General features: G+C 56.2%; 12 protein-coding genes, 4 tRNA genes and 2 rRNA genes. All 18 read left to right on the top strand.

The genetic code is table 11. From position 1 onward, the window contains the following. A 23S ribosomal RNA gene (locus ACIN8IBEIGE_RS20530) occupies positions 1-2,586 on the top strand; the annotation flags it as partial. A gap of 61 nt (positions 2,587-2,647) precedes the next feature. After that, positions 2,648-2,762: ribosomal RNA gene (rrf, locus tag ACIN8IBEIGE_RS20525) — 5S ribosomal RNA — on the top strand. A 143-nt stretch (positions 2,763-2,905) separates the two neighbouring features. Beyond that, positions 2,906-3,871, top strand: coding sequence for a bifunctional biotin--[acetyl-CoA-carboxylase] ligase/biotin operon repressor BirA (birA, locus tag ACIN8IBEIGE_RS20520; protein ID WP_160016262.1), 966 nt, complete (start codon positions 2,906-2,908; stop codon positions 3,869-3,871). After that, positions 3,861-4,607: a pantothenate kinase gene (locus tag ACIN8IBEIGE_RS20515; RefSeq protein WP_160016261.1), complete on the top strand. Its 747-nt coding sequence runs from the start codon at positions 3,861-3,863 to the stop codon at positions 4,605-4,607. Before birA ends, ACIN8IBEIGE_RS20515 begins: the two co-directional genes overlap by 11 nt. Positions 4,608-4,615: 8 nt before the next feature. Beyond that, positions 4,616-5,287, top strand: a complete 672-nt coding sequence (locus tag ACIN8IBEIGE_RS20510; protein ID WP_160016260.1) for an SPOR domain-containing protein — start codon at positions 4,616-4,618, stop codon at positions 5,285-5,287. Positions 5,288-5,428: 141 nt separating this feature from the next. Continuing rightward, positions 5,429-5,513, top strand: a tRNA-Tyr gene (locus ACIN8IBEIGE_RS20505). 24 nt (positions 5,514-5,537) lie between these two features. Beyond that, positions 5,538-5,611 (top strand) — tRNA-Gly (locus ACIN8IBEIGE_RS20500). Positions 5,612-5,637: 26 nt separating this feature from the next. Next, positions 5,638-5,713, top strand: a tRNA-Thr gene (locus ACIN8IBEIGE_RS20495). An 83-nt stretch (positions 5,714-5,796) separates the two neighbouring features. Continuing rightward, positions 5,797-6,990: an elongation factor Tu gene (gene tuf, locus ACIN8IBEIGE_RS20490; protein ID WP_160016251.1), complete on the top strand. Its 1,194-nt coding sequence runs from the start codon at positions 5,797-5,799 to the stop codon at positions 6,988-6,990. 54 nt (positions 6,991-7,044) lie between these two features. Then, a tRNA-Trp gene (locus ACIN8IBEIGE_RS20485) sits at positions 7,045-7,120 on the top strand. A 43-nt stretch (positions 7,121-7,163) separates the two neighbouring features. Then, entirely contained in the window at positions 7,164-7,532 is a 369-nt protein-coding gene (secE, locus tag ACIN8IBEIGE_RS20480; protein ID WP_160016259.1) for a preprotein translocase subunit SecE, read from the top strand. Between the two features lie 9 nt (positions 7,533-7,541). Next, positions 7,542-8,075, top strand: coding sequence for a transcription termination/antitermination protein NusG (gene nusG / locus ACIN8IBEIGE_RS20475; RefSeq protein WP_160016258.1), 534 nt, complete (start codon positions 7,542-7,544; stop codon positions 8,073-8,075). 116 nt (positions 8,076-8,191) lie between these two features. Then, a complete protein-coding gene (rplK, locus tag ACIN8IBEIGE_RS20470; protein WP_084307133.1) occupies positions 8,192-8,623 on the top strand; it encodes a 50S ribosomal protein L11 in 432 nt (143 codons plus the stop codon). Continuing rightward, positions 8,623-9,318 (top strand): 50S ribosomal protein L1, encoded by a 696-nt coding sequence (gene rplA, locus ACIN8IBEIGE_RS20465; RefSeq protein ID WP_160016257.1) that lies wholly within the window; start codon positions 8,623-8,625, stop codon positions 9,316-9,318. Before rplK ends, rplA begins: the two co-directional genes overlap by 1 nt. 200 nt (positions 9,319-9,518) lie before the next feature. Next, the gene (gene rplJ / locus ACIN8IBEIGE_RS20460) at positions 9,519-10,019 is read left to right on the top strand and encodes a 50S ribosomal protein L10 (protein WP_160016256.1); all 501 of its coding nucleotides are present in this window, start codon (positions 9,519-9,521) and stop codon (positions 10,017-10,019) included. A 79-nt stretch (positions 10,020-10,098) separates the two neighbouring features. Then, positions 10,099-10,464 (top strand): 50S ribosomal protein L7/L12, encoded by a 366-nt coding sequence (gene rplL, locus ACIN8IBEIGE_RS20455; protein WP_160016255.1) that lies wholly within the window; start codon positions 10,099-10,101, stop codon positions 10,462-10,464. 219 nt (positions 10,465-10,683) lie between these two features. Further along, positions 10,684-14,757: a DNA-directed RNA polymerase subunit beta gene (rpoB, locus tag ACIN8IBEIGE_RS20450; protein ID WP_160016254.1), complete on the top strand. Its 4,074-nt coding sequence runs from the start codon at positions 10,684-10,686 to the stop codon at positions 14,755-14,757. Positions 14,758-14,821: 64 nt separating this feature from the next. Beyond that, a complete protein-coding gene (gene rpoC / locus ACIN8IBEIGE_RS20445) occupies positions 14,822-19,021 on the top strand; it encodes a DNA-directed RNA polymerase subunit beta' (RefSeq protein WP_160016253.1) in 4,200 nt (1,399 codons plus the stop codon). The last annotated feature ends 113 nt before the right edge of the window (positions 19,022-19,134 follow it).

Here is a 19,134-nt window from a genome sequence, read left to right as displayed (position 1 = left end):
GGTCTGGAAAGGCCCGCCAAAGAAGGTAACAGCCCTGTAACTGAAATGTTGTTCTCTCCAGAGTGGATCCTGAGTACGGCGGAACACGTGAAATTCCGTCGGAATCCGGGAGGACCATCTCCCAAGGCTAAATACTCCCTAGTGACCGATAGTGAACCAGTACCGTGAGGGAAAGGTGAAAAGCACCCCGGAAGGGGAGTGAAATAGATCCTGAAACCGTGTGCCTACAAGTAGTCAGAGCCCGTTAACGGGTGATGGCGTGCCTTTTGTAGAATGAACCGGCGAGTTACGATCCCGTGCAAGGTTAAGCAGAAGATGCGGAGCCGCAGCGAAAGCGAGTCTGAATAGGGCGCATGAGTACGTGGTCGTAGACCCGAAACCAGGTGATCTACCCATGTCCAGGGTGAAGTTCAGGTAACACTGAATGGAGGCCCGAACCCACGCACGTTGAAAAGTGCGGGGATGAGGTGTGGGTAGGGGTGAAATGCCAATCGAACCTGGAGATAGCTGGTTCTCTCCGAAATAGCTTTAGGGCTAGCCTCAAGGTAAGAGTCTCGGAGGTAGAGCACTGATTGGACTAGGGGCCCCTACCGGGTTACCGAATTCAGTCAAACTCCGAATGCCGATGACTTATCCTTGGGAGTCAGACTGCGAGTGATAAGATCCGTAGTCGAAAGGGAAACAGCCCAGACCGCCAGCTAAGGTCCCAAAGTATACGTTAAGTGGAAAAGGATGTGGAGTTGCTTAGACAACCAGGATGTTGGCTTAGAAGCAGCCACCATTTAAAGAGTGCGTAATAGCTCACTGGTCGAGTGACTCTGCGCCGAAAATGTACCGGGGCTAAACGTATCACCGAAGCTGCGGACTGTTCTTACGAACAGTGGTAGGAGAGCGTTCTAAGTGCAGTGAAGTCAGACCGGAAGGACTGGTGGAGCGCTTAGAAGTGAGAATGCCGGTATGAGTAGCGAAAGACGGGTGAGAATCCCGTCCACCGAATGCCTAAGGTTTCCTGAGGAAGGCTCGTCCGCTCAGGGTTAGTCGGGACCTAAGCCGAGGCCGAAAGGCGTAGGCGATGGACAACAGGTTGATATTCCTGTACCACCTCCTCACCATTTGAGCAATGGGGGGACGCAGGAGGATAGGGTAAGCGCGGTATTGGATATCCGCGTCCAAGCAGTTAGGCTGGGAAATAGGCAAATCCGTTTCCCGTGAAGGCTGAGCTGTGATGGCGAGCGAAATTTAGTAGCGAAGTTCCTGATTCCACACTGCCAAGAAAAGCCTCTAGCGAGGTGAGAGGTGCCCGTACCGCAAACCGACACAGGTAGGCGAGGAGAGAATCCTAAGGTGATCGAGAGAACTCTCGTTAAGGAACTCGGCAAAATGACCCCGTAACTTCGGGAGAAGGGGTGCTTCTTAGGGTGTTAAAGCCCCGAGAAGCCGCAGTGAATAGGCCCAGGCGACTGTTTAGCAAAAACACAGGTCTCTGCGAAGCCGTAAGGCGAAGTATAGGGGCTGACGCCTGCCCGGTGCTGGAAGGTTAAGAGGAGCGCTTAGCGTAAGCGAAGGTGCGAATTGAAGCCCCAGTAAACGGCGGCCGTAACTATAACGGTCCTAAGGTAGCGAAATTCCTTGTCGGGTAAGTTCCGACCCGCACGAAAGGCGCAACGATCTGGGCACTGTCTCAACGAGAGACTCGGTGAAATTATAGTACCTGTGAAGATGCAGGTTACCCGCGACAGGACGGAAAGACCCCGTGGAGCTTTACTGCAGCCTGATATTGAATGTTGGTACAGCTTGTACAGGATAGGTAGGAGCCTTAGAAACCGGAGCGCTAGCTTCGGTGGAGGCATCGGTGGGATACTACCCTGGCTGTATTGACCTTCTAACCCGCTGCCCTTATCGGGCAGGGAGACAGTGTCAGGTGGGCAGTTTGACTGGGGCGGTCGCCTCCTAAAATGTAACGGAGGCGCCCAAAGGTTCCCTCAGAATGGTTGGAAATCATTCGCAGAGTGTAAAGGCACAAGGGAGCTTGACTGCGAGACCTACAAGTCGAGCAGGGACGAAAGTCGGGCTTAGTGATCCGGTGGTTCCGCATGGAAGGGCCATCGCTCAACGGATAAAAGCTACCCCGGGGATAACAGGCTTATCTCCCCCAAGAGTCCACATCGACGGGGAGGTTTGGCACCTCGATGTCGGCTCATCGCATCCTGGGGCTGTAGTCGGTCCCAAGGGTTGGGCTGTTCGCCCATTAAAGCGGTACGCGAGCTGGGTTCAGAACGTCGTGAGACAGTTCGGTCCCTATCCGTCGCGGGCGCAGGAAATTTGAGAGGAGCTGTCCTTAGTACGAGAGGACCGGGATGGACGCACCGCTGGTGTACCAGTTGTTCTGCCAAGGGCATCGCTGGGTAGCTATGTGCGGACGGGATAAGTGCTGAAAGCATCTAAGCATGAAGCCCCCCTCAAGATGAGATTTCCCATTCCGCAAGGAAGTAAGATCCCTGAAAGATGATCAGGTTGATAGGTCTGAGGTGGAAGCGTGGTGACACGTGGAGCTGACAGATACTAATAGATCGAGGACTTAACCTATATTCTAATGTGAAAAATGAACATTGTTATCTAGTTTTGAGAGAACATTCTCTCCATCAGGTTTGGTGGCGATAGCGAAGAGGTCACACCCGTTCCCATACGAACTCAGTAGTGAAACGATGCATCGCCGATGGTAGTGTGGGGTTTCCCCATGTGAGAGTAGGTCATCGTCAAGCACCTATACCAAAACCCCCGATCAGGAAACTGGTCGGGGGTTTTACTTTGCGCCGTGAAAACAAACCAGGCGCAGGTGCGCCTCTGATAGGCAACTAAACGGCGCGTCGTTATTATGCGTGCCTTATTGCTAGGCGGGGCTCACATGCTTGCATTGTTAAGGCTTCTTCAGGACGGGCGCTTCCACTCCGGTGAGGCGCTCGGGGCTGCGCTGGGCGTCAGTCGCTCTGCTGTGTGGAAGCAACTGCAGGCTCTGCAGGCAGAGCTGTCGTTGCCGTTGCACAAGGTGCGCGGGCGAGGGTACCGACTGGCGACGCCACTGCAGTTGTTGGATGCGGATTGGCTGACTGCTCAAGTGGATGCGCCGCGCTGGCGTGCGTGTGTTATGCCCAGTGTGGACTCGACCAACGCAGAGGCGTTGCGGCTTTTGCCTGCGGCGCAATCGTTGCCGTACTACGTGCTTGCTGAGCGACAAACCAGTGGTCGGGGGCGGCGGGGGCGTAGCTGGGTAAGTCCTTTCGGCGAGAATCTGTATTACAGCCTGGTTGTTCGTGTTGAAGGCGGTATGCGTCAGCTTGAGGGCATGAGTCTTGCTGTCGGCTTGGCGCTGCTGCAGGTTATTCGCGGTTTTGGCGTGGTTGAAGCCGGGTTGAAGTGGCCTAATGATGTTCTGGTTGGCGAGCGCAAGTTGGCAGGCATCCTGTTAGAACTGTCTGGTGATCCCGCTGACGTGTGTCATGTGGTCATCGGGATTGGCTTGAATGTAAATATGCTCGCAGCAGAGCCTGGCGCTATCGGTCAGCCTTGGACTTCTATGCGTGCGGAGCTGGGTCGTCTGTTGAATCGCAATGAGCTGGCTGGTGAGTTGAACCGCCAGTTATCACGCTATCTGGATATACAGCTGCGTGAGGGGTTCGCTGCTTTGCAGGATGAGTGGCAGGCTTGTCACCTTTGGCAGGGGCGATCGGTTGCGTTAACGGCTGGCGGTGAGCCTATCGAGGGGGAGGTTTTAGGGGTGGATCATTCTGGCGCCATTCGTCTTCGTATGAATGGGCTTGAGCGAAGCTTTAGCGGTGGTGAGCTTAGTCTGAGGTTGCGTGATGATTCTTGAGCTCGACTGCGGTAATACCTTTATCAAGTGGCGTTTACTCAGTGATGACCAATCCTCCTCGAGCGTAGGTGGCGTCGTTGAATCGGATCAAGTGCTTATAGATGTTGTCCGCGAGCAAGCGGTGCAGTTGCGCGCCTGTCGGTTGGTGAGTGTGCGTAGTGATGATGAGACTGCGCAGCTGATTTCGCTGATTGAGCAGATGTTTGCTGTCCGGTGTCGTGTTGCTCGTCCTGCTGTGTCCTTGCTCGGCGTGCGTAACGGCTATGGGGAGTATGAGCGTCTTGGGCTTGATCGCTGGCTCGCAGTGGTGGCGGCTTACCAGCTATCGCGCAAGGCAGTGTTAGTTATCGACCTTGGCACTGCGGTAACTTCGGATTTCGTGATGGTGGATGGTGCGCATTTGGGCGGGTTTATCTGTCCTGGTGTGCCGTTGATGCGCACGCAGTTGCGAACCCATACGCGAAGAACGCGCTATGACCGGGATGAGGCGGCCAAGGCGTTGGAGAGCTTGGTGCCGGGGCGCGCTACTGCTGAGGCGGTTGAGCGGGGATGCTTGTTGATGCTGCGAGGGTTTGTCACCGCTCAGGTGGCCATGGCGGCTGAGCTGCTGGGGGGCGATATTGATGTTTTTCTCACGGGTGGGGATGCCCCTTTAGTGATGGATGTTATTCCGGGGGCGAGGGTTGTGCCGGATCTGGTATTCATCGGCTTGGCGATCGCTTGCCCCATAGATTGAGGTCATGCATGCGCTGGATGTTCTTGTGGTTGGTTGTGCTGAATCTGTTCTATTACGTCTGGCATCAGCAGCAGGCGCCGTTGCGGGTTACTGAAATTGCACCGCTGAATATGGCGCAAGATAGTAAGCGCGATATTCGCCTGCTCAGTGAGTCAAGTGCGCCGCCGCGGCGAGAGGCAGCAGAGGTTCAGTCTGTTGAAGCGGTTTGCCTGTTTCTTGGTAGTTTTGAGTTGAGGGCAGATGCGTCTGCCGTCGAGCAGCGTTTGCTGAGCCTGGATATTCAGTCGCGGGTGCAAAGTATGGACGCGGCGGCTGGGGTCGATTACTGGGTATACCTGCCGCCTTTGGCTTCTCGGCAAGCGTCGTTGCGCCAATTGCGTGAGCTGCAGGCGAGAAAAATTGATAGCTACATCATTACCCAGGGAGATTTGGCCAATGGGATTTCTTTGGGGATATTTCCGCGTAGTGATTCGGCGCAGAGTGTCATGCAGCGCTTGCGCGATGCTGGGTATGAGCCGTCTTTGCGTGAGCTAACGCGCGCACACCGCAGTTTCTGGGTGCGTATTTCGCCGCAAAGCCGACGTCTGGCAGATGATTCCTTGCTGCAGCGTTTGGCTTTTGACTTCAAAGGCTTACAACATCAATTAATGCCTTGTGAGGGGGTTGCAAGCCCTCAATAGAATGCATAGAATGGCGCCCGCTTCGCAGGCTGGCGCTAACAAGTGATCTGCGAAGTTGCTGTCAAAGTAGCTAACCTCAGGTTTTTTAATGAGAAATTGCTTGACAGTAGGTCGGCATAGAATGAGAATGCCGCCCCGTTTGGAGGGATTCCCGAGTGGCCAAAGGGATCAGACTGTAAATCTGACGTCATCGACTTCGAAGGTTCGAATCCTTCTCCCTCCACCAGATTTAGCGAGAGCTGCAGGCTCCGCGGGTATAGTTCAGTGGTAGAACCTCAGCCTTCCAAGCTGATGATGCGGGTTCGATTCCCGCTACCCGCTCCAGCATTGTTGTTCTTGCAGTGTGTTTCGCTCATGTAGCTCAGTTGGTAGAGCACACCCTTGGTAAGGGTGAGGTCAGCGGTTCAAGTCCGCTCATGAGCTCCATTTGATAAAGGCAGATATGCGAGTATCTGCCTTTGTTTTATGGCGGTGATACCTGGTCAATTCTTCTCTGGGAGGCAGTCAAAATGGCTAAAGAAAAGTTTGAGCGTAGCAAGCCGCACGTCAACGTAGGCACCATCGGTCACGTTGACCACGGTAAAACCACTCTGACCGCTGCTCTGACCCGCGTCTGCTCCGAAGTATTCGGTTCGGCCAAGGTTGACTTCGACAAGATCGACAGCGCCCCAGAAGAAAAAGCACGTGGTATCACCATCAACACCGCTCACGTTGAATACGATTCGTCCGTGCGTCACTACGCACACGTTGACTGCCCAGGTCACGCCGACTACGTAAAAAACATGATCACCGGTGCTGCGCAGATGGACGGCGCTATCCTGGTTTGCTCGGCCGCTGATGGTCCGATGCCGCAAACCCGTGAGCACATCCTGCTGTCCCGTCAGGTAGGTGTTCCGTACATCGTCGTGTTCCTGAACAAGGCTGACATGGTTGACGACGCCGAGCTGCTGGAGCTGGTGGAAATGGAAGTGCGTGACCTGCTCAGCACTTACGATTTCCCAGGTGACGACACTCCGATCATCATCGGTTCCGCTCTGATGGCGCTGAACGGCCAAGACGACAACGAAATGGGCACTAGCGCTGTTAAGAAGCTGGTTGAAACTCTGGATAGCTATATCCCAGAGCCGGTTCGTGCGATCGACAAGCCGTTCCTGATGCCAATCGAAGACGTATTCTCGATCTCCGGTCGTGGCACCGTGGTAACTGGCCGTATCGAGCGCGGTATCGTCAAGATCCAGGAAGAAATCGAGATCGTTGGTCTGCGTGACACCACCAAGACCACTTGTACTGGTGTTGAAATGTTCCGCAAGCTGCTCGACGAAGGTCGCGCTGGCGAGAACTGCGGCGTTCTGCTGCGTGGCACCAAGCGTGACGACGTAGAGCGTGGCCAGGTTCTGGTCAAGCCGGGTTCGGTTAAGCCGCACACTACTTTCACTGCAGAAGTGTACGTGCTGAGCAAAGAAGAAGGCGGTCGTCACACTCCGTTCTTCAAGGGCTACCGTCCTCAGTTCTACTTCCGTACGACTGACGTAACTGGTAACTGCGAACTGCCGGAAGGCGTTGAGATGGTAATGCCAGGTGACAACATCCAGATGACTGTCACTCTGATCAAGACCATTGCAATGGAGGAAGGCCTGCGTTTCGCCATTCGTGAAGGCGGTCGTACCGTCGGTGCCGGCGTCGTAGCCAAGATCATCGCGTAATCGATTGATCTGTTTTAATCGGGCCGGCATAATGGTCGGCCTGATTCTGTTTTTAGGTCAGTAGCTCAATTGGCAGAGCGACGGTCTCCAAAACCGTAGGTTGGGGGTTCGATTCCCTCCTGACCTGCCATTTTCCCTAGAATTTGGCGCGTCTTTTTACAGGATACTAGTAGATGAATGTTAAGGCTGAAGCCAAAGACTCTCGCTTCGATCTGCTTAAGTGGCTCGTAGTTGCTGCTCTGGTAATCGCAGGCGTAGTCGGTAATCAGTATTTCTCTGCTGAGCCTATTCTGTATCGCGTTCTGGCTTTGCTGGTTGTTGCAGCATTGGCAGGTGCGGTTGCCCTGCAAACCTCAAAAGGTCAGGCCTTTTGGGTGTTGGCAAAAGAAGCTCGCGTTGAAATTCGCAAGGTCGTTTGGCCAACTCGCCAGGAAACCACGCAGACAACGCTGATCGTTGTGGCTGTTGTTCTGGTTATGGCGCTGTTGTTGTGGGGTTTAGATTCCCTGCTTGGTTGGCTTGTTTCGTTGATTGTCGGCTAAGGGTGTCCCGTGGCTAAGCGTTGGTACGTTGTGCATGCTTACTCGGGTTACGAGAAGCATGTTATGCGCTCGTTGATAGAGCGCGTAAAGCTCGCAGGTATGGAAGATGTTTTTGGTGAGATTCTGGTTCCTACTGAAGAAGTAGTAGAGATGCGGAATGGCCAGAAGCGCAAGAGCGAGCGCAAGTTCTTCCCTGGCTATGTGCTGGTGCAGATGGAGATGAGCGAGGCGACTTGGCACTTGATCAAGAATACCCCGCGTGTCATGGGTTTCATTGGTGGTACTGCAGATAAGCCTGCGCCGATCACCGAGAAAGAAGCTGATGCCATTCTGCGTCGCGTTGCCGATAGTGGCGACAAGCCTAAGCCGAAGACATTGTTTGAGCCGGGCGAGATGGTGCGCGTGATCGATGGTCCGTTTGCCGATTTCAGCGGTGTTGTTGAAGAAGTGAATTACGAAAAGAGCCGCATTCAGGTTGCAGTGACTATCTTTGGTCGCTCTACACCGGTCGAGCTGGAGTTCAGTCAGGTCGAAAAGGCATAACTGACATAAGCATCCCTTACCCCGCAGCCTTGGGCTGCGGGGTTTTGTCGTCACTGGGATAAATAGGCAATAACTGGGGAGCCGCAAGGCGCTAGAACCCAAAACTGGAGTAGCTCATGGCTAAGAAAATTACGGCTTATATCAAGCTGCAAGTAAAGGCTGCACAAGCCAACCCGTCGCCACCCGTCGGCCCTGCTCTGGGTCAGCACGGCGTGAATATCATGGAATTCTGCAAGGCGTTCAACGCCAAGACTCAGGGCATGGAACCTGGTCTGCCGACTCCAGTGATCATCACTGTTTACAGCGACCGTAGCTTCACCTTCGAAACCAAAAGCACCCCTGCCTCGGTTCTGCTGAAGAAGGCTGCTGGCCTGACCAGCGGTTCGGCTCGTCCGAACACCGTTAAGGTCGGTACTGTGACTCGCGCTCAGCTTGAAGAGATCGCCAAAACCAAACAGGCTGATCTGACTGCCGCTGATCTGGATGCCGCTGTGCGCACCATCGCCGGCTCTGCTCGTAGCATGGGCCTCAACGTGGAGGGTGTGTAATGGCTAAGTTGACTAAGCGTCAAAAGGCAATCGCTGAGAAAGTTGAGGCTGGTAAGGCTTACAACTTTGTTGAAGCGGCCGCTCTGCTGGCTGAGCTGTCGGCAGTTAAGTTCTCTGAGTCGGTAGATATCGCCGTCAACCTCGGTGTTGATCCGCGTAAATCCGACCAGGTTGTACGTGGCGCCACCGTTCTGCCGAACGGCTCGGGCAAAAGCGTTCGCGTTGCCGTGTTCACTCAGGGGCCAGCTGCTGAAGCTGCTCTGGCTGCCGGCGCTGATCGCGTAGGTATGGACGATCTGGCTGCCGAAATGAAAGGCGGCGACCTGAACTATGACGTAGTTATTGCCTCCCCGGATGCAATGCGCGTTGTCGGTCAGCTGGGTCAAGTGCTCGGCCCGCGTGGCCTGATGCCTAACCCGAAAGTCGGTACCGTTACCCCTGACGTGGCTACTGCGGTGAAGAATGCCAAAGCTGGTCAGGTGCGTTTCCGTACTGACAAGAACGGCATCATCCACGGTTCTGTTGGCAAGGTTGGTTTTGACGCCGAGAAGCTGAAGCAGAACGTTGAAGCGCTGATTTCTGACCTAAAGCGTCTGAAGCCATCGACTTCGAAAGGTATCTACGTCAAGCGCGTAACCCTGAGCACCACTATGGGCCCAGGTCTGGTCATCGATCAAAGCTCGCTCGACGCGTAATACATAGAGGCAGCGCAAGCGATTGCGTTGTCTCGATACTTTGGGGTCCCTGCTTTGCGGGGGCTATCCAAGACCGTAGGTGGTGCAAGCCTTAAACCAACAGCCTACGCAGATGGTGCTCCCGGTTCCTTACCGAATCAGACACCAAAACGACATCCGGCTTCGGCCAGATGAAACGGTAACAAGCAGGAGTTAAACCCGTGGCAATTAAACTCGAAGACAAGAAGGCCATCGTCGCTGAAGTCAACGAGGCTGCCAAAGTCGCCCTGTCCGCTGTTGTGGCTGATGCCCGTGGCGTGACTGTAGGCGCTATGACCGGACTCCGTAAAGAGGCCCGCGAAGCTGGCGTATACGTACGTGTTGTACGTAATACCCTGCTCAAGCGCGCCGTTGAAGGCACCGAGTACTCGGTCCTCAATGACGTGTTCAAAGGCCCGACCCTGATTGCATTCTCCAAGGAACATCCGGGCGCTGCTGCTCGTATTTTCAAAGAGTTCGCCAAGGGTCAGGACAAGTTCGAGATCAAGGCAGCTGCGTTCGAGGGCAAGTTCCTCGCAGCAAACGAGATCGACGTGTTGGCTTCGCTGCCAACTCGCGACGAAGCCATTGCGAAACTGATGAGCGTGATCCAAGGCGCTACCAGCAAGCTGGCTCGTACTCTGGCGGCCATTCGCGACCAGAAAGAAGCTTCCGCTGCCTAAGGCATCGAAAACTCTTTCAAAATCATATGTTTAATTTGATGGCTGCGTAGGCTGTCACCCCAATACAGGATTTAAAGTCATGTCTCTGACTAACGAACAAATCATCGAAGCAATCGGCCAGAAAACTGTTCTGGAAGTTGTTGAACTGATCAAAGCAATGGAAGAAACCTTCGGCGTTACCGCTGCTGTTGCCGCTGCTGGCCCAGCTGCTGCTGCCGCTGTTGTTGAAGAGCAAACTGAATTCAACGTCATGCTGACCGACGCTGGCGAGAAGAAAGTTAACGTGATCAAGGCAGTTCGTGAACTGACCGGTCTGGGCCTGAAAGAAGCCAAGGCTGTGGTTGACGGCGCTCCTGCCATGGTTCTGGAAGCTGTTGCGAAAGACGCAGCTGACAAAGCCAAAGCTGCTTTGGAAGAAGCTGGCGCCAAAGTCGAGCTCAAGTAAGCGACGACCTTGCGTCTACAGCCGAAGCGACTCGCGTAAGGCTGATGGCTGGTGGCTTTTGCCACCGGCCTTTTTCCGTTCTAGGTCGGCGAATCATTCGTTGGCCTGGGGCGCGAAATACCCGCCCGATGTGGCGGCGCAAACCTAGGGTTTGCAAGAGTTTCTGGCAACTCCCGTCGGAGGGGCCAAATAAGCAGGTGACCAAGCTGGGGAACGCTGATGGCTTACTCATATACTGAGAAAAAACGTATCCGCAAGGACTTTAGCAAGTTGCCGGATGTCATGGATGTGCCTTATCTCCTGGCCATCCAGCTGGATTCGTATCGCGAATTCCTGCAGGCAGGGGCGACCAAGGACCAGTTCCGCGACATTGGCCTGCATGCGGCCTTCAAGTCTGTTTTCCCGATTATCAGCTATTCCGGCAATGCTGCTCTGGAGTATGTCGGTTATCGCCTGGGCGAGCCGGCTTTTGATGTCAAAGAATGCGTACTGCGCGGCGTGACCTTCGCCGTACCGCTGCGGGTAAAAGTCCGTCTGATCATTTTCGACAAAGAGTCGTCGAACAAAGCGATCAAGGACATCAAAGAGCAAGAAGTGTACATGGGCGAAATTCCGCTCATGACCGAGAACGGTACCTTCGTTATCAATGGTACCGAGCGCGTTATCGTTTCCCAGCTGCACCGTTCTCCGGGTGTGTTCTTCGACCACGACCGTGGCAAGACACACAGCTCGGGCAAGCTGCTGTACTCGGCGAGGATCATTCCTTACCGTGGTTCCTGGCTGGACTTCGAGTTCGATCCGAAGGACGCTGTGTTCGTGCGTATCGACCGTCGTCGCAAGCTGCCGGCGTCCGTACTGCTGCGCGCACTGGGTTACAGCACTGAAGAGGTGCTGGAGGCGTTCTATGCGACCAACGTTTTCCACGTTAAGGGCGAATCCCTCAACCTGGAACTGGTTCCGCAGCGTCTGCGTGGTGAAATTGCCGTCCTCGACATCAAGGACGACAAGGGCAAGGTCATCGTTGAGCAGGGCCGCCGTATCACTGCGCGCCACATCAACCAGCTGGACAAGGCCGGTATCAAAGAGCTGGAAGTGCCGATCGACTACCTGATTGGTCGCACCTCGGCCAAGGCCATCGTGCACCCGGCTACCGGCGAAATCATCGCTGAGTGCAACACTGAGCTGAACGTCGAGATCCTGGCCAAAGTGGTCAAGGCTCAGGTCGTACGCATCGAGACGCTGTACACCAACGACATCGATTGCGGTCCGTTCATCTCCGACACTCTGAAGATCGACAGCACCACCAATCAGTTGGAAGCGCTGGTCGAGATCTACCGCATGATGCGTCCTGGCGAGCCGCCAACCAAGGATGCCGCCGAGACCCTGTTCAACAACCTGTTCTTCAGCGCCGAGCGTTATGACCTGTCGGCCGTTGGTCGCATGAAGTTCAACCGTCGTATCGGTCGCACCGAAATCGAAGGTTCGGGCGTGCTGAGCAAGGAAGATATCGTCGAGGTGCTCAAGACTCTCGTTGATATCCGTAACGGCAAAGGCATCGTCGACGACATCGACCACCTGGGTAACCGTCGTGTTCGCTGCGTAGGCGAAATGGCCGAGAACCAGTTCCGCGTTGGCCTGGTACGTGTTGAGCGTGCGGTTAAAGAGCGTCTGTCGATGGCCGAAAGCGAAGGCCTGATGCCACAGGACCTGATCAACGCCAAGCCGGTAGCGGCGGCGGTGAAAGAGTTCTTCGGTTCCAGCCAGCTTTCGCAGTTTATGGACCAGAACAACCCGCTCTCCGAGATCACTCACAAGCGCCGTGTTTCGGCTCTTGGCCCGGGCGGTCTGACCCGTGAGCGTGCAGGCTTCGAAGTCCGTGACGTACACCCGACCCACTACGGCCGCGTGTGCCCGATCGAGACCCCTGAAGGTCCGAACATCGGTCTGATCAACTCGCTGGCAGCCTATGCGCGCACCAACCAGTACGGTTTTCTGGAAAGCCCGTACCGTGTGGTGAAAGACACTCTGGTTACCGACGAGATCGTGTTCCTGTCCGCCATCGAAGAGGCCGATCACGTAATCGCCCAGGCTTCGGCGACCATGAACGACAAAGGTCAGCTGGTCGACGAGCTGGTAGCCGTACGTCACCTGAACGAATTCACCGTTAAAGCGCCTGAAGACGTCACCCTGATGGACGTATCGCCGAAGCAGGTAGTTTCGGTTGCCGCTTCGTTGATTCCGTTCCTCGAGCACGACGACGCCAACCGCGCGTTGATGGGTTCGAACATGCAGCGTCAGGCTGTACCAACTCTGCGCGCTGACAAGCCGCTGGTCGGTACCGGTATGGAGCGCAACGTCGCCCGTGACTCCGGTGTCTGCGTCGTGGCTCGCCGCGGTGGTGTGATCGATTCCGTCGATGCCAGCCGTATCGTGGTTCGCGTCAATGATGACGAAGTAGAAACTGGCGAAGCCGGTGTCGACATCTACAACCTGACCAAGTACACCCGCTCCAACCAGAACACCTGCATCAACCAGCGTCCGCTGGTCAGCAAGGGTGACAAGGTTGAGCGCAGCGACATCCTGGCCGATGGTCCGTCCACCGATATGGGTGAGCTGGCTCTGGGTCAGAACATGCGCGTGGCGTTCATGCCGTGGAACGGTTTCAACTTCGAAGACTCCATCTGCCTCTCCGAGCGCGTGGTGCAAGAAGACCGCTTCACTACTATCCACATTCAGGAACTGACCTGTGTGGCCCGTGACACCAAGCTCGGCTCGGAAGAAATCACTTCCGACATCCCGAACGTCGGTGAATCGGCACTGAACAAGCTGGATGAAGCAGGTATCGTGTATGTCGGCGCTGAAGTCGGCCCTGGCGACATTCTGGTTGGCAAGGTCACGCCGAAAGGCGAAACCCAGCTGACTCCGGAAGAGAAGCTGCTGCGTGCGATCTTCGGTGAGAAGGCGTCTGACGTTAAAGACACCTCCCTGCGTGTGCCGACTGGCACCAAAGGTACCGTTATCGACGTGCAGGTCTTCACCCGTGACGGCGTAGAGCGCGATGCGCGTGCCCTGTCGATCGAGAAGAGCCAGCTCGACGAGATCCGCAAGGATCTCAACGAAGAGTTCCGCATCGTTGAAGGCGCAACCTTTGAGCGTCTGCGTTCCGCCCTGGTCGGCAAGAAAGCCGAAGGCGGCGCTGGCCTGAAGAAGGGCGCGGAAGTTACCGATGAGTTCCTCGACGGCCTCGAGCGCGGCCAGTGGTTCAAGCTGCGCATGGCTGACGATGCGCTGAACGAGCAGTTGGAGAAGGCTCAGGCCTATATCTCCGATCGCCGTCAGCTGCTCGACGACAAGTTCGAAGACAAGAAGCGCAAACTGCAGCAGGGCGATGACCTGGCTCCAGGCGTGCTGAAGATCGTCAAGGTCTACCTGGCAATCCGTCGCCGCATCCAGCCGGGCGACAAGATGGCCGGTCGTCACGGTAACAAGGGTGTGGTCTCGGTGATCATGCCGGTCGAAGACATGCCGCACGACATCCACGGCACGCCGGTGGACATCGTATTGAACCCGCTGGGCGTACCATCGCGTATGAACGTCGGGCAGATCCTCGAAACCCACCTGGGCCTCGCGGCCAAAGGTCTGGGCGAGAAGATCAACCGCATGCTCGAAGAGCAGCGCAAGGTCGCCGAACTGCGCAAGTTTATGCAGCAGATCTACAACGAGATCGGCGGTCGTCAGGAAAGCCTGGATGAGCTGAGCGATCAGGAAATCCTCAAGCTGGCGAACAACCTCAAAGGCGGTGTGCCGATGGCCACTCCGGTGTTCGACGGTGCCAAGGAAAGCGAGATCAAGGCCATGCTGAAACTGGCAGACCTGCCAGAAAGCGGCCAGATGCGCCTGATCGACGGTCGTACGGGTAACCAGTTCGAGCGTCCGACCACCGTTGGCTACATGTACATGCTGAAACTGAACCACCTGGTGGACGACAAGATGCACGCGCGTTCCACGGGTTCCTACAGCCTGGTTACCCAGCAGCCGCTGGGTGGTAAGGCGCAGTTCGGTGGTCAGCGCTTCGGTGAGATGGAGGTCTGGGCACTGGAAGCCTACGGCGCCGCCTACACCCTGCAGGAAATGCTGACCGTGAAGTCGGACGACGTGAACGGCCGTACCAAGATGTACAAAAACATCGTGGACGGTGATCACCGTATGGAGCCGGGCATGCCCGAGTCCTTCAACGTACTGATCAAAGAGATCCGTTCGCTGGGTATCGACATCGATCTGGAAACCGAATAACACGTGACGCGAATCGAGAGCGGGGCTGCCTAGCCCGCTCTCTGCTCCGCCAGGAGGAAAGGCCTTGAAAGACCTACTGAATTTGCTGAAAAACCAGGGTCAAGTTGAAGAGTTCGATGCCATTCGCATCGGTCTTGCTTCGCCTGAGATGATCCGTTCGTGGTCGTTCGGTGAAGTTAAAAAGCCGGAAACCATCAACTACCGTACGTTCAAACCTGAGCGTGACGGCCTGTTCTGCGCCAAGATCTTTGGCCCGGTAAAGGATTACGAGTGCCTGTGCGGTAAGTACAAGCGCTTGAAGCATCGCGGCGTGATCTGCGAGAAGTGTGGCGTTGAAGTTGCACTGGCCAAGGTTCGTCGTGAGCGCATGGCGCACATCGAACTGGCTTCGCCGGTTGCCCACATCTGGTTCCTCAAGTCGCTGCCAAGCCGTATCGGTTTGCTGATGGACATGACCCTGCGTGATATCGAGCGCGTTCTCTACTTCGAGAGCTATGTCGTTATCGACCCGGGCATGACCACGCTTGAAAAAGGCCAGCTGCTGAACGACGAGCAGTACTTCGAAGCCCTCGAAGAGTTTGGTGATGACTTCGACGCCCGCATGGGTGCTGAAGCCGTTCGCGAGTTGCTGCACGCGATCGACCTAGAGCACGAGATTGGCCGTCTGCGCGAAGAAATTCCGCAAACCAACTCGGAAACCAAGATCAAGAAGCTGTCCAAGCGTCTGAAGCTGATGGAAGCCTTCCTCGGTTCGGGCAACCTGCCTGAGTGGATGGTGTTGACCGTTCTGCCGGTTCTGCCGCCAGATCTGCGTCCGCTGGTTCCGCTCGACGGCGGCCGCTTCGCGACTTCGGATCTCAACGATCTGTATCGCCGCGTGATCAACCGTAACAACCGCCTCAAGCGCCTGCTCGATCTGTCGGCGCCGGACATCATCGTGCGCAACGAAAAGCGCATGTTGCAGGAAGCGGTCGATGCTCTGCTCGACAACGGTCGTCGCGGTCGCGCCATCACCGGCTCGAACAAGCGTCCGCTGAAATCCTTGGCTGACATGATCAAGGGTAAGCAAGGTCGTTTCCGTCAGAACCTGCTCGGTAAGCGCGTGGACTACTCCGGTCGTTCCGTTATTACCGTGGGCCCGACTCTGCGTCTGCACCAGTGCGGTCTGCCGAAGAAGATGGCTCTCGAGCTGTTCAAGCCGTTCATTTTCGGCAAGCTGGAAATGCGTGGTCTGGCGACCACCATCAAGGCCGCGAAGAAGATGGTCGAGCGCGAGCTGCCTGAGGTTTGGGACGTTCTCGCCGAAGTGATTCGCGAACACCCCGTGCTGCTCAACCGTGCACCAACCCTGCACCGTCTGGGCATCCAGGCGTTCGAGCCGGTACTGATCGAAGGTAAGGCGATTCAGCTGCACCCGCTGGTCTGCGCCGCGTATAACGCCGACTTCGACGGTGACCAGATGGCCGTGCACGTACCGCTGACGCTGGAAGCCCAGCTGGAAGCGCGCGCACTGATGATGTCGACCAACAACATCCTGTCGCCTGCCAACGGTGAGCCGATCATCGTTCCTTCGCAGGACGTGGTATTGGGTCTGTACTACATGACCCGTGAGGCCGTTAACGCCAAAGGTGAAGGCCGCGTATTCGCTGACCTGCAGGAAGTTGACCGGGTTTTCCGTGGTGGCGAAGCCTCGCTGCATGCTCGTGTAAAAGTGCGCATCAACGAAGTGATCAAAGACCGCGACGGTAGCATCACCAAGAACACTCGTATCGTCGACACCACTGTCGGCCGTGCGCTGCTGTTCCAGATCGTACCGGATGGCCTGTCGTACGACGTGGTCAACCAGTCGATGAAGAAGAAGGCGATCTCCAAGCTGATCAACCAGTGCTACCGCACCGTTGGTCTGAAGGACACCGTGATCTTCGCTGACCAGCTGATGTACACCGGTTTCGCCTATTCGACCATCTCCGGTGTGTCGATCGGTGTGAACGACTTTGTTATCCCGGATGAGAAGGCGCGCATCATTGACGCCGCCACCGAGGAAGTTAAAGAGATCGAATCGCAGTACGCCTCCGGCCTGGTAACCCAGGGCGAGAAGTACAACAAGGTGATCGACCTCTGGTCCAAGGCCAACGACGAAGTGTCCAAGGCGATGATGGCCAACCTCTCGAAAGAGAAAGTGGTCGATCGCGAAGGCAAGACCGTTGACCAAGAGTCCTTCAACTCGATGTACATGATGGCCGACTCCGGCGCGCGGGGTTCTGCTGCACAGATCCGTCAGCTGGCCGGTATGCGTGGTCTGATGGCCAAGCCGGACGGCTCGATCATTGAAACGCCGATCACTGCGAACTTCCGCGAAGGTCTGTCGGTTCTGCAGTACTTCATCTCGACGCACGGTGCTCGTAAGGGTCTTGCGGATACCGCGTTGAAAACTGCTAACTCCGGTTACCTGACTCGTCGTCTGGTCGACGTGGCGCAGGATCTAGTGGTTACCGCCATCGATTGCGGCACCGAACACGGCTTGCTGATGACGCCGCACATTGAAGGTGGTGACGTGGTTGAGCCGCTGGGTGAGCGCGTACTGGGTCGAGTCATCGCCCGTGACGTGTTCAAGCCAGGCACTGAAGAAGTCATCGTGCCTGCCGGTACGCTGGTTGACGAGCAGTGGGTTGAATTCATCGAGCTGAACAGCATCGACGAAGTGATCGTGCGTTCGCCGATCACTTGTGAAACCCGCTACGGCATCTGCGCCAAGTGCTACGGTCGCGACCTGGCCCGCGGTCACCAGATCAACATCGGTGAAGCGGTTGGTGTTATCGCAGCCCAGTCGATCGGTGAGCCGGGTACCCAGCTGACCATGCGTACGTTCCACATCGGTGGTGCGGCTAGCCGGACTTCGGCTGCTGACAGCGTGCAAGTGAAGAACGGCGGTGCGGTACGTTTGCACAACCTGAAGCACGTTGAACGTCTGGACGGCAACCTGATCGCGGTATCGCGTTCCGGTGAGCTGGCGATTGCCGACGAGTTCGGTCGTGAGCGTGAGCGCTACAAGCTGCCTTACGGTGCGGTAATTTCGGTGAAGGAAGGCGACAAGGTCGACGCTGGCGCCATCGTCGCCAAGTGGGATCCGCACACCCACCCGATCGTTACCGAAATGAAAGGTACCGTGACCTACGTGGGCATGGAAGAAGGCATCACCATCAAGCGTCAGACCGACGAGTTGACCGGTTTGACCAACATCGAAGTCCTCGATCCGAAGGATCGTCCGGCTGCCGGCAAGGACATCCGTCCTGCGGTGAAGATGGTTGGGGAAGATGGCAAGGATCTGCTGCTGCCAGGTACCGACGTACCGGCTCAGTACTTCCTGCCGGCTAACGCCCTGGTAGGCGTGGCGAACGGTGCTCAGGTGGGCGTGGGTGATGTTATCGCTCGTATCCCACAAGAGACCTCGAAGACCCGTGACATCACCGGTGGTCTGCCGCGCGTTGCTGACCTCTTCGAAGCGCGTCGCCCGAAAGAAGCGTCGATCCTCGCGGAAATCAGCGGCACCATCTCGTTCGGCAAGGAAACCAAAGGCAAGCGCCGCTTGGTTATCACTCCGACCGATGGCAGCGATCCGTACGAAGAGCTGATTCCGAAGTGGCGTCACCTGAACGTGTTCGAGGGTGAGCAGGTCAACAAGGGTGAAGTTATTTCCGACGGTCCGAGCGATCCGCACGACATCCTGCGTCTGCTGGGCGTCAGTGCGCTGGCTAAGTACATCGTCAACGAGATTCAGGACGTGTACCGCCTGCAGGGTGTGAAAATCAACGACAAGCACATCGAAACCATCCTGCGCCAGATGCTGCGCAAGGTTGAAGTGGCTGAGTCGGGCGACTCCAGCTTCATCAAGGGCGACCAGATGGAGCTGACCGCGGTACTGGGTGAAAACGAGCGTCTGGCTGCAGAAGACAAGTTCGTTGCCAAGTACACCCGTGTGTTGCTGGGTATCACCAAGGCGTCGTTGTCCACCGAGTCGTTTATCTCGGCGGCCTCCTTCCAGGAAACCACTCGCGTTCTCACCGAGGCGGCGGTTACTGGCAAGCGCGACTACCTGCGTGGCTTGAAAGAAAACGTGGTCGTGGGTCGTCTGATCCCGGCCGGTACCGGTCTGGCCTATCACAGCGAGCGCAAGCGCAAGCGTGATGCGGCTCAGCCAGTACGTGTCAGCGCCAGTGAAGTGGAAGCCGCACTGACCGAAGCGCTGAACTCCAGCAGCAATTGAGTACAAAGCCCCGCTAGCTTGCTAACGGGGCTTTGTCTTGACTGGGGCAGTGAGTCTCTTTAGACTCATGCACCCCTAAATTTGGCAGGGCATGTGCTCTGCCATTTTGTTTG

It is taken from the genome of Pseudomonas sp. 8BK (assembly GCF_902506475.1).
GTDB lineage: Bacteria > Pseudomonadota > Gammaproteobacteria > Pseudomonadales > Pseudomonadaceae > Aquipseudomonas > Aquipseudomonas anguilliseptica.
The sequence above is the reverse complement of the archived record's forward strand: the minus strand, read 5'-3'. Positions and strand labels throughout refer to the sequence as shown.

What these genes read in the sequence shown, in the direction of transcription:
- birA (WP_160016262.1), top strand. Translation starts at nt 2,906, where the DNA reads ATGCTTGCATTGTTAAGGCTTCTTCAGGACGGGCGCTTCCACTCCGGT.
- ACIN8IBEIGE_RS20515 (WP_160016261.1), top strand. Translation starts at nt 3,861, where the DNA reads ATGATTCTTGAGCTCGACTGCGGTAATACCTTTATCAAGTGGCGTTTA.
- ACIN8IBEIGE_RS20510 (WP_160016260.1), top strand. Translation starts at nt 4,616, where the DNA reads ATGCGCTGGATGTTCTTGTGGTTGGTTGTGCTGAATCTGTTCTATTAC.
- tuf (WP_160016251.1), top strand. Translation starts at nt 5,797, where the DNA reads ATGGCTAAAGAAAAGTTTGAGCGTAGCAAGCCGCACGTCAACGTAGGC.
- secE (WP_160016259.1), top strand. Translation starts at nt 7,164, where the DNA reads ATGAATGTTAAGGCTGAAGCCAAAGACTCTCGCTTCGATCTGCTTAAG.
- rplK (WP_084307133.1), top strand. Translation starts at nt 8,192, where the DNA reads ATGGCTAAGAAAATTACGGCTTATATCAAGCTGCAAGTAAAGGCTGCA.
- rplA (WP_160016257.1), top strand. Translation starts at nt 8,623, where the DNA reads ATGGCTAAGTTGACTAAGCGTCAAAAGGCAATCGCTGAGAAAGTTGAG.
- rplL (WP_160016255.1), top strand. Translation starts at nt 10,099, where the DNA reads ATGTCTCTGACTAACGAACAAATCATCGAAGCAATCGGCCAGAAAACT.
- rpoB (WP_160016254.1), top strand. Translation starts at nt 10,684, where the DNA reads ATGGCTTACTCATATACTGAGAAAAAACGTATCCGCAAGGACTTTAGC.